Source organism: Pseudomonas sp. IT-P2, assembly GCF_949767575.1.
Taxonomy (GTDB): Bacteria; Pseudomonadota; Gammaproteobacteria; order Pseudomonadales; family Pseudomonadaceae; genus Aquipseudomonas; species Aquipseudomonas pharyngis.
On record NZ_CATKQA010000012.1, the window covers coordinates 14,123 to 27,699 of the forward strand.

At 61.3% G+C, this 13,577-nt stretch carries 11 protein-coding genes; 3 read left to right on the top strand and 8 right to left on the bottom strand.

What is annotated here, in order from left to right; genetic code table 11:
- The first annotated feature begins 9 nt into the window (after positions 1 to 9).
- The gene (locus tag ACM6JM_RS11690) at positions 10 to 1,800 is read left to right on the top strand and encodes a KinB sensor domain-containing domain (RefSeq protein WP_085667284.1); all 1,791 of its coding nucleotides are present in this window, start codon (positions 10 to 12) and stop codon (positions 1,798 to 1,800) included.
- Here ACM6JM_RS11690 and ACM6JM_RS11695 read toward each other — a convergent pair.
- The 7 genes from ACM6JM_RS11695 to ACM6JM_RS11725 form a co-directional block, all read right to left on the bottom strand.
- Positions 1,797 to 3,413, bottom strand: a complete 1,617-nt coding sequence (locus ACM6JM_RS11695) for an EAL domain-containing protein (protein WP_163973785.1) — start codon at positions 3,411 to 3,413, stop codon at positions 1,797 to 1,799. The two genes, ACM6JM_RS11690 and ACM6JM_RS11695, sit on opposite strands and share 4 nt — an antisense overlap.
- Positions 3,414 to 3,485: 72 nt before the next feature.
- A complete protein-coding gene (locus ACM6JM_RS11700) occupies positions 3,486 to 4,265 on the bottom strand; it encodes an N-acetylmuramoyl-L-alanine amidase (protein WP_039764871.1) in 780 nt (259 codons plus the stop codon).
- Between the two features lie 101 nt (positions 4,266 to 4,366).
- On the bottom strand, positions 4,367 to 6,457 hold the full coding sequence (locus tag ACM6JM_RS11705; protein ID WP_414881920.1) for a diguanylate cyclase: 2,091 nt from the start codon (positions 6,455 to 6,457) through the stop codon (positions 4,367 to 4,369).
- Positions 6,454 to 7,332: an endonuclease/exonuclease/phosphatase family protein gene (locus tag ACM6JM_RS11710; RefSeq protein ID WP_039764867.1), complete on the bottom strand. Its 879-nt coding sequence runs from the start codon at positions 7,330 to 7,332 to the stop codon at positions 6,454 to 6,456. The genes ACM6JM_RS11705 and ACM6JM_RS11710 overlap by 4 nt, the downstream gene beginning before the upstream one ends.
- A gap of 14 nt (positions 7,333 to 7,346) precedes the next feature.
- The gene (locus ACM6JM_RS11715) at positions 7,347 to 7,988 is read right to left on the bottom strand and encodes a thiol:disulfide interchange protein DsbA/DsbL (RefSeq protein ID WP_064592477.1); all 642 of its coding nucleotides are present in this window, start codon (positions 7,986 to 7,988) and stop codon (positions 7,347 to 7,349) included.
- A gap of 200 nt (positions 7,989 to 8,188) precedes the next feature.
- Positions 8,189 to 8,800 carry a c-type cytochrome gene (locus ACM6JM_RS11720; RefSeq protein ID WP_039764863.1) on the bottom strand — a complete coding sequence of 204 codons (612 nt, stop codon included), beginning with the start codon at positions 8,798 to 8,800 and terminating at the stop codon, positions 8,189 to 8,191.
- Between the two features lie 32 nt (positions 8,801 to 8,832).
- The gene (locus ACM6JM_RS11725; protein ID WP_039764861.1) at positions 8,833 to 9,138 is read right to left on the bottom strand and encodes a c-type cytochrome; all 306 of its coding nucleotides are present in this window, start codon (positions 9,136 to 9,138) and stop codon (positions 8,833 to 8,835) included.
- Between the two features lie 191 nt (positions 9,139 to 9,329).
- Between ACM6JM_RS11725 and yihA the strand changes: the two genes are divergently transcribed.
- Positions 9,330 to 9,974: a ribosome biogenesis GTP-binding protein YihA/YsxC gene (yihA, locus tag ACM6JM_RS11730; protein WP_039764859.1), complete on the top strand. Its 645-nt coding sequence runs from the start codon at positions 9,330 to 9,332 to the stop codon at positions 9,972 to 9,974.
- A gap of 413 nt (positions 9,975 to 10,387) precedes the next feature.
- On the opposite strand, the gene polA is transcribed toward yihA, so the two are convergent.
- Positions 10,388 to 13,195 (bottom strand): DNA polymerase I, encoded by a 2,808-nt coding sequence (gene polA / locus ACM6JM_RS11735; protein WP_414881921.1) that lies wholly within the window; start codon positions 13,193 to 13,195, stop codon positions 10,388 to 10,390.
- 74 nt (positions 13,196 to 13,269) lie between these two features.
- Between polA and ACM6JM_RS11740 the strand changes: the two genes are divergently transcribed.
- A complete protein-coding gene (locus ACM6JM_RS11740; RefSeq protein WP_039764856.1) occupies positions 13,270 to 13,566 on the top strand; it encodes a DUF2782 domain-containing protein in 297 nt (98 codons plus the stop codon).
- The last annotated feature ends 11 nt before the right edge of the window (positions 13,567 to 13,577 follow it).

The following is a 13,577-nucleotide window of genomic DNA, read 5'->3' on the forward strand; positions in this document are numbered from 1 at the left end:
CATTCGCCGATGAAACTGGCGATGAAGTTGCGGACTCGCTTGTTCCTGAGCATTTCCGCGCTGATCACCGTGGCCTTGCTCGGGCTGATGCTCGGGCTGGTCAGTGTGATGCAGATGGCCGGCACTCAGGAGGCGCTGATCCGCAACAACTTCGTCACCCTCGATCTGGGGCTCAAGCTGCGCCAGACCCTCGGCGATCAACTGATCATGATGCTCGCCGAAAAACCCGACCCTGTTGCGTTCGAGGCGTCCAAACAGCATTACTTCCAGTTGCTCGACGAGGGCATCGCCCAGGAGCAGAAAGACGACGATCGCCAGTATGGATTCAGTCAGGCCAAAGCCGATTACCTGAGCTTCCTCCAGGCGTTCGACATCTCCCGCGACCCGGCTGCTGCCCTGAGCGGCGGTGGCGACTTGCGTGAGCGCTTCAACACCCTGCGCAACGGATTGATTACCGAGCACAAGCACGCACTGGACAACATCAATTCTGTCCAGCATGCCGCCCGCGACCGCGCATTGCTGATCGCTGGCCTGTTGGGACTGGTGGGGCTGGCGGTGCTGATCATTGGCTTCGTTACCGCACAGGGCATTGCCCGGCGGTTTGGTGCGCCGATCGAAGCGCTGGCCAAAGCGGCGGACAATATCGGCCAAGGCAATTTCGAGGTGACCCTGCCAGTGTCCTCGGCCATGGAAATCAACCTGCTGACCCGGCGCTTCGGGTTGATGGCCGAAGCCCTGCGCGAACATCAGGCGACCAATGTCGACGAATTGCTCGCCGGCCAGCAGCGCCTGCAAGCGGTGCTCGACAGCATCGATGACGGTTTGCTGATGATCGACCGTCAGGGTCGTCTCGAACACTTGAACCCGGTGGCCCAGCGACAACTGGGCTGGGACAGCGACCGTTTCGGCGAAGGCCTCGGCACGGCGCTTCAGCGACCGGAGCTGGATGCACAGCTGCAACTGGTGTTGCGCGGTGGCAACCTTGAGCGGGCGCCGGAAGATTTGAGCATTGAGGTCGACGGCGAAACGCGCCTGCTGACCTACAGCCTGACGCCGGTCAGCCATACCCAGGGGCATATACTCGGCGCCGTGATGGTCCTGCACGACGTCACCGAGCAGCGCGCCTTCGAACGGGTGCGCAGCGAGTTCGTGTTGCGCGCGTCCCACGAACTGCGCACGCCGGTCACGGGCATGCACATGGCGTTCGGACTGTTCCGCGAGCGGGCGAAGTTTCCTCCGGAGTCGCGTGAGTCCGACCTGCTCGACACGGTCAATGAAGAAATGCAGCGTCTGATGCAGTTGATCAACGATCTGCTCAACTTTTCGCGTTATCAGAGCGGTTTGCAGAAACTCACACTGGCGCCGTGTTCCATCGAGGACCTGCTTGAACAGGCGCGTTTGCGTTTCGCCGATTCGGCAGCGCAGAAGGGCGTTACCTTGACCGTCGAAGCGCAGAGCCCGCTGCCACGCTTGCAGGCGGATCAGGCGCAGCTCGATCGAGTCCTCGACAACCTGATCGACAACGCCTTGCGCCACACGGCGCGCGACGGGCTGATCCGCTTGCAGGCCCGTCGCCATGGCGAACGGGTGATCATCAGCGTCGAAGACAACGGCGAAGGGATTGCCTACGGTCAGCAAGGGCGGATTTTCGAACCCTTCGTTCAGGTGGGCCGCAAGAAGGGTGGGGCCGGGCTGGGTCTGGCGCTGTGCAAGGAAATCGTCCAGTTGCACGGTGGGCGGATGGGCGTTTACTCGCGGCCGGGGCAGGGCACGCAGTTCTATATGGCGCTGGCGGTTTAGGCTTCGTCGTCGATCCGGCGGCCGGCGAGTCGCCGTCCACGGGTAATCAGTTCGATGAACTGCACCGCGCTCAAGGCGTGGGCGAACAACCAGCCCTGACCGAACTTCACCCCTTCGCTGCTCAGCAGCGCCGCTTGTGACTCGAATTCGATCCCTTCGGCAATCACCTTCAGGTCCAGCGCCTGGGCCATGTGAATGATGTGTGGCGCGACACCGCTGCTGGCAGCGTCATGGCCGAGGGCGTCGATAAATGCCTTGTCGATCTTCAGGCAATCCACTGGCAGGGTTTGCAAATAGGCCAGGCTGCAATAGCCGGTGCCGAAATCGTCGATCAGCACCTGATGCCCGACATCGCGCAGCGCCTGCAGGTTTTCCCGGGCTACCACCACATCGATCAGGCCGCGCTCGGTCACCTCGAAAGCAATCTGCCGCGCCGCCACCCGATGCAGGGTCAGGAGCCGCGCCATGACCTGGCCGATGCGCGGCACCATCACGTCGCAAGCGGCCAGATTCACCGAGATGTACAGCTGCGGATTGGCCCGCAGCAACTGACCCAACTGCTCGAGCAGGCGTTGCAGGACGAAGTCGGTCATCTGGCGAATCTGTCCGGTGTTCTCGGCCATCGGGATGAACAGGTCGGGGCTGGTCAGCGTGCCGTCCGGCCGGCGCCAGCGCAGCAGGGCTTCGGCACCGACGCAGTTGCGGCTGTCGAGATCGAAGATCGGTTGATAAAGCACCTGCAACTCGCCACGGCGGATGGCGCCGTGCAGCTCGGCGTCGAGCGACTGGCGCTGGCGCACGACCCAGAACACCAGAACGCCCACCAGCGCACCGAGCACCAGACAGAAAGGCACCATCCACCACCAGAGCTCCGGAATATGCATGCCCGTGCGCGGGCTGATCAGCACCAGTTGGTATTCCGGGTTGTCGGTTGGCATGCGGTAAATCAGATGCGACTGGGTGACTTGCAGCGCGTTCGGGGTTTTCGGCGGCCAGGGTTCGGTGGGTGGCCATGCTTGTGGAACGCCAAGTACCGGAATCGCCCGGGTCCCGTGATCCAGCACTACCAACAGGCTGCTGCCGGGCAACAGGTCGACCATGTCGGTGAGATGTCCGCGCGAGGTGGCTACGCGAAAGTTGCCGCGCCCGAGCATCAGCGCTGCGCGGTTTTCATCGGGTTCGGTGGTGGTGTTCAGCCAGTAGCTGTAGGTCGGGCCCTTGATGTCCGGAGGACGGATCACCGACAGGCCTTCCTGGCGCGGACGGTTGGAGCAAATCCGCGTGGCGTCCATGTAGGCGGCTTCATAGACGAAGCGGTAGTTGAACGTCACTTGCTGCAACGTGGCGATCATTTCGTCGTCGCAGCTGCGCAAGGGCTGGGCTTCGAGGTCGTCGAGGCTTTCGCGCAACTGGCCGAAGAGTTGCTCCAGACGTGCCAGGAACCGCTCGCCCTGGGCGTTCATTTCCTGGCTTTCGCTTTGCTCGACCTGGCGCACGGCCACGAACAGCCCGCCAGTGATCAGCAGGCTCGCACTGAGGACAGCCGCGATCATCGCCAGAAACCAGGGGCGATAAAACCAGCTACGCAGCGTCTCTCGGGTAGCAACCATCATGGATATCCGAAGAATTACCAATGAGTTATAGCTGCTGATTGCGATTTCGCCCTGACCGTCGGGCGGGCGTCATTATTTTGTCTGATTCAGCACCAGCAGCAACGCTGCCGTTTGCGCATCCGGCGTGCCGTCAAAGCGCGCAGGGCGGTAGTGCATCTGGAAGGCCGCGAGTACATGGCGGGTCGCTACATCCAGCTCACCGGTTTGCGGCGTCGAGTAGCCCAGGCGTGCCAGTTGGCTCTGGAACCAGGTGATGCTCGGCAGCTCGGCGTCGAACTGCGCTTGCTGGCGTGCCACGGCTTGCTCGTCGGGCCAGAGCCCCAGCCCCTCGGCCGCCAGTCGCTTCCAGGGGAACAGCGGCCCCGGGTCGAGCTTGCGCAACGGGGCGATGTCGCTATGGCCGATGATGTGGCGCGGGCTGATGCCCTGGCGTTTGCTGATGTCCTTGAGCAGGACGATCAACGATTGCACCTGGGCTTCGCTGTAGGGATACCAGAGGCGACCGGTCGGTGTGTCCTTGAAGCCCGGATTGACGATTTCGATGCCGATCGAGCTGGAGTTGAGCCAGGTACGGCCTTGCCATTCGCTTTCGCCGGCGTGCCATGCGCGCAGGTTTTCGTCCATCAGCTTATAGATGGTGGCGTTCTTGTCATCGCCGATCAGGTAATGGCTGCTGACTTCGCCGTGGGTCAGCAATTGCAGTGAGCGTTCGAGCGAGGCGGAGGTGTAGTGCACGATCACGAACTGCACACGGCTGTCGTGATTGACCGAAGGATGGCTGGTGTCGAAACGCGGGCCGCTGGCACAACCGGCCAATAAGAGGAGCGACGCGAGGAGGGTGAAAAATTTCATGGCAGAGGGCAGTACACGCAAGACGATAATGCAACAGTGTAACGTATCGCCTTGCGCTTCGACGCTTAAAGGGCTGATTTAAACAATATGGAACAATTGCCTCAGCCCAGCTCTACCCGGTTACGCCCTGCGTTTTTTGCCCGGTAAAGCGCCTGATCGGCTCTTTTGAGCACCAGATCGCTGTGTTCTCCCGGCCGGAATGCCGCCAGCCCCATGGAAACCGTGATCGTGACGCGCTCGCCCTTGAAGTGAAACGGGCAGGCTTCGATGGCGGCGCGCAGGGTTTCCAGGAGTTTGGCGCCGACCGCCGGCGGGGTGGCCGGGAGCAGAAGGACAAACTCTTCCCCGCCGAAACGGGCGATGAATTCACTGCCGCGCAAACGCTTGCGCAGCACCGTGGCGATGATTTTCAAGACCTTGTCGCCGGCCAGATGCCCGTAGTTGTCGTTGATTCGTTTGAAGTGATCGAGGTCGAGCATGGCCAGGCTCAAGGTATTGCCGTGCTGCTGCCATTGGGCGATTTCATGTTCGAGCCGTTCGGTCCAGGCGGCGCGGTTGGGCAGGCCGGTGAGCGGATCGATCAGGGCTTTCTGGCGTTGCTCTTCGAGGTGTTCGCGATAACCCTGCGCTTCCTGCTCCATGTGTGCGACGCGTTCGGCCAGGCTTTTCAGGCGTCCAGCCACTTCCTGTTCCCGGGCGTCGCGCTGCTTCTGGTGCTGATCCATGGTGCCGAGCAGGCCTTCGAGGTGGTTTTCCAGCACTTGCTTGAGATCGTCCAGATCGGCCGCTTCCTGCACGCTGTTCTGCAGGCCGTCGACCTGTTCGCGGATCTGCGTGTCCATCGCTCGCGCCGCAGAGCTGTTGTCGGCGTGGCCTTCGCTGGCGGCCTGCAAGTTGCTCTGGAACGCTTCGAGGCGCTCGTTGAGTTGCTGCAGGTAGGCTTCGAATTCGTGCTGGCCGCTGTCGGTAATGGCCAGCATCAAGGTCGCGAGATCGTCGAGGATCGGCAGCAATTCGTACCAGTTCAGGCCGTTTTTCAATCGATCGCGCATGGCCTCGGCTTGCGGGCGATGGCGCTCCGGCAAGGTCAGGTCATCCAGCAGCCCGATCAGCGTGTCTTCGATGTGTTTGGCGACCGAGCTGTAGGACGGCTCCGGCGAGTCCGGCAGGGCGTAGAGGATGTCGTGCTCGGATTGTTCCGGATCGATGGCGGCCAATGCCTGGGCGATGGGCTCGGGCAGGGGCAGGCTGTCGAGGATCACGGGCGGCGGGGTATCGCCGGGGTGGATCAGTTCGTCGGGGTTGATGGCCGTGGGCACTGCCGGCGCGAAAACCGGAGGAGGTGTGAAGGTCTGCGGCTCCGGTTCTGGCTCGGCGGTTTCTGGTTCGCTGGGGGCGGAGGGGGATTCGGTGAGGATTCTGGCAGGCTCAAAGGCAACCACCTCCGGCTCCGAATGATACTCGGGGGTTGGTGCTGGAGTTTGCGGCTGCTCGACTTCGGGGGCGGCAACCGGCGCTTGGCTGACGGGCGCAGGGACGACCGGTTCGGCGGTCGTGACAGGCGCTTCCTGCAAGGGCGCGGTCTGATGAGTGACGGGCAGTTGCTCTGGCTGTGCGGGTGGTGCAGCCACAGCAGGCTGGGTCGCCGTCACAGGCGTTTCCTCGCTGTCGCGACTGCCGAACAGGCGCTGTAACAAGCCTGGGCGTCCCGGTTCCGCCGGCGTTGCCAGTTGGCTCAAGGCCTTGCCCTGCAAGCCGCTGAGTTCGCTGAGCAGCAGCGGCATCTCTCTGGCCTGACTCACCCGCCCATCCAGCTGCTTGGCGAATTTCTTCAACGGCTGGGCCACATCGCGAGGCAGGGGCAGAGATTGCAGTTGAGTGACCAGCGCCGTCAGTGCGGTGCTGACCTGTTCGATCCGGGTTTCCCGACGCTGCTCGGAATCGAGCACGGCTTTTTCCAGGCGCGGCAGCAGGGCGGCGAGGCCAGCGTCCATGTCATCGGTGCGCACCACGTCGCGCATTTCTTTCATGCACTGGTCGACCACGCGGTCGGTGCCTTCCGCTGCCAGCGTGCTGCGCACCAGGCCGCGGCGCAGCAGGTCGAGCCGGGCGTCCCATCGACGTTCGAGCTTTTCCTGTTGTTCGATGCTTTTGAGGTATTTCTCTTTCCAGCGCTGGGCTTCGTCGCTCATTCAGGGGTTCCGCGAAGGGCAGTGCTCAACGCGGGCAATGCATCGGCCGTGAGCGAACCCGGCAGACGAATCTCTACCGCGACCGGCAGGTGATCGGAAATCGGTTGTGCCAGCACTTCGACCTTTTCCAGGGTCAGGGTCGGGCTGAGCAGAATATGATCCAGGCAGCGCTGGGGGCGCCAGCTGGGGAATGTTGCTTCGAGTTGCGGGGCGAGCAGGCCGAGGTCGCGCAACGGCGAGTGTTGCAGCAGATCGCTGGCGTGGGTGTTCATGTCGCCCATCAGCACTTGGTGCTTGTAGCCGCCGATCAGCTCGCGGATGTAGGCTAGTTGCATGCTGCGCACCCGGGCGCCGAGCGCCAGGTGCATCATCACCACCACCAGCGCTTCCGGGCCTTCGCCGAAGCGCACCAGAATCGCCCCGCGTCCCTTTGGACCCGGCAGCGGGTGGTCTTCAATCGCCCACGGACGCAGGCGACTGAGCACGCCATTGCTGTGCTGGGCCAGTCGGCCAAGGTTGCGATTGAGTTGTTGATACCAGTAGGGGAAGGCGCCGAGCTGGGCCAGGTGTTCGACCTGATTGACGTAGCCTGAACGCAGGCTGCCGCCATCGGCTTCCTGCAGGGCGACCAGATCGAAGTCGCCGAGCAGATTGCCGATCTTTTGCAGATTGCTGGAGCGCCCGGGGTGCGGCAGCAGATGCTGCCAGCTGCGGGTCAGGTAGTGCCGATAGCGCTCGGTGCTGATGCCGACCTGAATATTGAAGCTGAGCAAGCGCAGACGGCTGTCTGCGGGCAGGCCCGTCGATTCCAGGTGATGCTCGTTGACCTGCGGATCATGCAGGCCAACGACGCGTTCGGTTCCCCAGCGGCGCATGGCGATTGCCGCGCTTAGTTGGCGGCTGCCTTGGTGGTCGCTCGCTCTTTGGCTACCAGTTGGTCAGCCAGTTTCAGTGCCTGTTCGGCGCCGCCGGCGGAGCCGATGTCGAAGCGGTACTTACCGTTGACGATCATGGTTGGAACACCGGAGATTTCATACTTCTTGGCCAGTTCGCGGGCTTTCACGATCTGCCCTTTGATGGCGAACGAATCGAAGGTCGCCAGGAACTTGTCCTTGTCCACGCCTTGAGTGGCGAGGAAGTCGGCCATGTCGTTCTTGTCGGTCAGTTTCTTGTGTTCTTTCTGGATCGCGTTGAATACGGCAGCGTGCACGTTGTGCTCGACGCCCATGGCTTCCAGGGTCAGGAACATCTGGCCGTGAGCGTCCCACGGGCCACCGAACATCGCAGGAATGCGCACGAAGTTGACGTCGGACGGCAGTTTTTCAACCCACGGATTGATCACCGGCTCGAACGCGTAGCAGTGCGGGCAGCCATACCAGAACAGCTCGACCACTTCGATCTTGCCAGGCACGGCGACCGGTACCGGGTTGCTCAGTTCGACGTAAGGGGCAGCAGGGGCTTCGGCGGCCTGGGCGGTCACGCCGAACAGGCTGGCAGCGACGAGGGCGGCGCTGATGATCAGATTACGCATGCTTTACTCCTGGACAATTTTGGTCGCCTCGCGCGACCTGTTTTCAGACAGATCCTGGCGGGCATGAGGTCTGTAGTGTAACGGCAGCGGCCACAAAAAAGGGCGGCCAAAGCCACCCTTTTTATACTTCATGCAACGGATTAATCGAGCGTTAACGTGGCAGGCGTTTGCCATCGCACGTAACGCTCGAATCGCGCGTCTTAGTGCAGGCCCTGAATGTAGCTGGAGACTGCCGCGATGTCTTCGTCACTCAGCTTGCGGGCGATGGTGCGCATGGTCATTGCGTCGCCATCGTTGTTGCGGCCGGCTTCTTCCTTGCGGAAATCGGTCAGCTGCTTGGCGATGTACTGAGCGTGTTGGCCACCCAGGTGCGGGAAGCCGGCGGCTGCGTTGCCGGCGCCGTTCGGCGAGTGGCAACCGGTGCAGGCTGGCAGGCCTTTCTCGAGGTTGCCGCCACGGAACAGGGCTTCACCGCGAGCGACGATCTTCGGATCGGCGGCGCCGACGCTGCCTTTCTGGCTGGCGAAGTAGGCGGCGATATCGGCCAGGTCCTGATCGCTCAGGTTGGTCAGCAGGCCGGTCATTTCCAGAACGGTGCGCTTGCCCGACTTGATGTCGTGCAATTGCTTGGTCAGGTAGCGTTCACCCTGTCCGGCCAGCTTTGGAAAGTTTGGCGCCATGCTGTTGCCATCCGGGCCATGGCAGGCGCCGCATACGGCGGCTTTTGCCTGGCCTGCGGCTGCATCACCGGCAGCATGGGCGAAGCCTGAGATTCCCACGGTCAACAGCAGACTCACGATCAGTTTGTTCATCAGCTAATCCAACTACGGCTAAGGGTTAAGAGTTATGGACCGGGCTTACTCTCGCTCATCCAGAGGATGAGGGCCTGGTAATCCTCGGCACTGCAGTCCATGCACAAACCACGCGGCGGCATCGCCTTGAAACCCTGGGTCACGTGTTGCACCAGCGTCTCCATACCTTTCGCCAACCTCGGCGTCCAATCTTCCTGATCGCCTCTTTTGGGCGCCATGGGTAGTTGGCCGGAATGACAGGCTCCACAAACACGGTTGTACACGGCTTCCGGATCCTGTGTAGCCTGTGCGCTGTAAATCGGCATCAAGACTCCGGCAGCCAGCAGCCATTTCGTCATAAAACGACCTTTTCAGGGTTGAGAGCGTTCTGCGTTCTAATGCGCAATCAAGGTCTGTCGCTCTCGTGAACTTCATCCTTCGCTGGGACAAAGCACACACAAAATCTGCGGCATTATATACTGGCGTCACTGAAACGGAAGCGACACCGCGTTCCGCGCCTAATCCCGGCGCCGCCCACATCGGAAATCCCATGCAACTCAAGAATCCCATCCTCGGCCTGTGCCAACAGTCCACGTTCATGCTCAGTGCCGCCAAAGTCGATCAGTGCCCCGACGACGAAGGCTTCGAAGTGGCGTTTGCCGGTCGTTCCAACGCCGGTAAATCCAGCGCGCTGAACACCCTGACTCACGCCAGCCTGGCGCGCACCTCGAAAACCCCGGGTCGCACACAGCTGTTGAACTTCTTCAAGCTAGACGATGAACGGCGTCTGGTCGACCTCCCGGGTTACGGTTATGCAAAAGTACCGATCCCGCTCAAGCAGCACTGGCAGCGTCACCTCGAGGCTTACCTCGGTGGCCGCGAGAGTTTGAAGGGTTTGATTCTGATGATGGACATCCGTCATCCAATGACCGATTTCGACCTGCTGATGCTCGACTGGGCCGTTGCCGCCGGCATGCCGATGCACATCCTGCTGACCAAGGCCGACAAACTGACCTACGGCGCGGCCAAGAACACGCTGCTCAAGGTGCAGTCGGAAATCCGTAAGGGGTGGGGCGATCAAGTGACTATCCAGCTGTTCTCCGCCCCAAAACGCATGGGTCTGGAAGAGGCCTACACTGTGTTGGCAGGCTGGATGGAACTGGCCGATAAAGGCGCGGAAGCAGCGGCTGAATAATAAGGATATGGAAAATTGGCTGTAGTGCGGTCAGGCAAGGCAAAAGTGTTAGTAAAAAGCGGAGTTTAGGGGACCTAAATGAGCATTTTTACTAACGCTTTTAACGCAGCATGACCGCGCTACAGCCAATTTTGAGGCAAAAAAAGCCCCGGACTTCATATGGGGAGGGAGAAGTTCCGGGGTTTAAGTTCCGAACCGCTAGGGCGGGGTTCAGATATCTGCCAACACTTAACACAACATAGGAGCATCGAAGGGCTTCACCAGCCATTCAGTATCTCTGAGTGCCCTGTCGCAAGATTAGTTCAGAATCTTTTCAAAAAACTTTGGAATAAACTCAAGAACGATCAGGCCTAAGCGGTTTTCGGTGCTTTTGCCGCGACGCTCGGTCGCAGCAAAGCCGCGTCCCAGAGGCCTCAGTGCGCCTCGTCCCAGTTGTTGCCAACTCCCACTTCCACCAGCAACGGCACGTCCAGTTTTGCCGCTTCGCTCATGTGCACGCGAATTTCTTCGCGAACCTGATCGACCAGATCCTCGCGAACCTCCAGCACCAGTTCGTCGTGCACCTGCAGGATGACTTTGGCGTCCAGCCCGGAAGCGCTCAGCCAGTTATCCACCGCCACCATGGCTTTCTTGATGATGTCTGCTGCGGTGCCCTGCATCGGCGCGTTGATCGCCGTGCGTTCGGCGGCCGCGCGATCCTGCGGCTTGTTCGAGTTGATTTCCGGCAGATACAGACGACGACCGAAGATCGTTTCCACGAAGCCTTGGTCTGCTGCCTGGGCGCGGGTGCGATCCATGTACTCGCGAACGCCCGGGTAACGCGCGAAGTAGGTGTCGATGTAGGCCTTGGCAGTCTTGGTGTCGACGCCGATGTCCTTGCCCAGCTTCTGCGCGCCCATGCCGTAGATCAGGCCGAAGTTGATCGCCTTGGCGCTCCGGCGCTGGTCGGACGTCACTTCGTTGAGCTCGACCTTGAATACTTCGGCCGCGGTGGCGGTGTGCACGTCCAGGTTGTTGCGGAAGGCATTCATCAGCCCTTCGTCGCGGGACAGGTGGGCCATGATTCGCAGTTCAATTTGCGAGTAGTCCGCCGCCAGCAGTTTATAGCCTTTCGGCGCGACGAACGCCTGACGGATGCGTCGGCCCTCGGCGGTGCGCACCGGGATGTTCTGCAGATTCGGATCGCTCGACGACAGGCGTCCGGTCGACGCGACGGCCTGATGGTACGAGGTGTGGATACGCCCGGTACGCGGATTGATCTGCTCCGGCAGGCGATCGGTGTAGGTGCTTTTCAGCTTGCTCATGGAACGGTGTTCCATGAGCACTTTCGGCAAGCGGTGATCGTCTTCGGCCAGTTTCGCCAGCACTTCTTCGGCGGTGGACGGCTGGCCCTTGGCGGTCTTCTTCAGCACCGGCAGGCCAAGTTTTTCGTAGAGGATTACGCCCAGTTGCTTCGGCGAGCCGAGGTTGAACTCTTCACCGGCAATCTCGAAGGCTTCACGTTCCAGCGCGACCATCTTGTTGCCCAGCTCAATGCTCTGAATGCCGAGCAGTTCAGCATCGACGAACGCGCCCTGGCGCTCGATGCGAGCGAGCACCGGCACCAGCGGGATCTCGATGTCGGTCAGCACGCTGGCCAGGCTCGGGATGGCGCTGAGTTTTTCGAACAGGGTCTGGTGCAGGCGCAGGGTCACGTCGGCATCTTCGGCGGCATACGGCCCGGCCTGTTCCAGGGCGATCTGGTCGAAGGTCAGTTGCTTGGCGCCTTTGCCGGCGATGTCCTGGAAGCTCACGGTGGTGTGGTCCAGGTATTTCTGCGCCAGGCTGTCCATGTCGTGACGGGTGGCGGTGGAGTTGAGCACGTAGGACTCAAGCATCGTGTCGAAGGCAATCCCGCGCACAGTGATGCCTTCATTCTGATCGCCGCCAATGGCGCAGTTGGCCAGGATGTTCATGTCGAACTTGGCGTGTTGGCCGACCTTGAGTTTGTTCGGATCTTCAAGGATCGGCTTGAGTGCGCGCAGCACGGTGTCGCGATCCAGCTGCTGCGGCACGCCGATGTAGGAGTGGGTCAGCGGGATGTACGCCGCTTCGTTGGCCTGTACCGCGAAGGAAAGCCCGACCAGTTGCGCCTGCTGCGCGTCGATGCCGGTGGTTTCGGTGTCGAAGGCGAACAGTTTGGCGTTCTTCAGCTTTTCCAGCCAGACGTCGAATCGCGTCTGATCGAGGATGGTTTCGTACGCGGCTTCAGCCGCAGCGGCGGGCGCTTCCTCTTCGGCAGGCGCACTGAACAGATCGCCGGCCGGCGCAGGCTCGGCAGCAGCGCTCAGTTCCTGGCGCTTGGCATCGCGATCCAGGTCATTCAGCCAGCTCTTGAATTCCAGCAGGGTGTACAGCTCGTAAAGTTTGGCCGGGTCCTCCGGACCCATTTGCAGGTCCTCGAGGCCGATATCCAGCGGCACGTCGACCTTGATGGTCGCCAGTTGATAGGAGAGGAACGCCATCTCCTTGTGCTCTTCGAGCTTGGCCGGCAGCGTCTTGGCGCCGCGAATCGGCAGGGTCGGCACGATGTCGAGCTGCGCGTACAGCTCGGTCAGGCCACCGTTGACGCCTACCAGCAGGCCGGAAGCGGTCTTCGGACCGATGCCGGGAACGCCGGGGATGTTGTCGGAAGAATCGCCCATCAGGGCCAGATAATCGATGATCTGCTCCGGAGCGACGCCGAATTTCTCCTTCACGCCCTCCACGTCCATCGAACTACCGGACATGGTGTTGACCAAGGTAATGTGGCCGTCGACCAGTTGCGCCATGTCCTTGTCGCCGGTGGAGATGATCACCGGACGATCGGCGGCCGCGCTGCTGCGGGCCAGGGTGCCGATCACGTCATCGGCCTCGACGCCTTCGACGCACAGCAGCGGGAAACCGAGGGCGATCACGCTCTGGTGCAGCGGCTCGATCTGCACGCGCATGTCGTCGGGCATGCTTGGGCGGTTGGCTTTGTATTCGGCGTACATCTCATCGCGAAATGTCCCACCCTTGGCGTCGAACACCACGGCGAACGGGCTGTCCGGATACTGCTTGCGCAGGCTCTTGAGCATGTTCAGCACGCCTTTGACCGCACCGGTCGGCAGGCCTTTGGAGGTGGTCAGCGGTGGCAGCGCGTGAAAGGCGCGGTACAGGTAAGACGAACCGTCCACCAGGACGAGGGGGGCTTGGCTCATGAGCAGAATCAACCTTTTCGGCGGGCCCGGCGCTAGAATAGCGGGACCGTTGACGACAAAGGGACAAGGTTATCATGCGTACGTTAAATCGCTTGCTGCTGGTCAGTCTGATTGCTGTTTCACCGCTGGCCGCGATCGCGGCGGATGATGCGCCATCGTCGGAGCCGGAAGTTACCATCAGCACGCACACGGAAGGCGACAAGGTCATTCAGGAATACAGCCGGAGTGGATTCGTGTATGCGATCAAGGTCACACCGAAGGTCGGCAAACCCTATTTCCTGGTGCGTGCCGATGGTTCGGACGCGAACTACATCCGGTCCGACCAGCCGGATATGCTGATTCCGTCGTGGGAAATCTTTACCTGGAAGTAAGTTTCCTGACT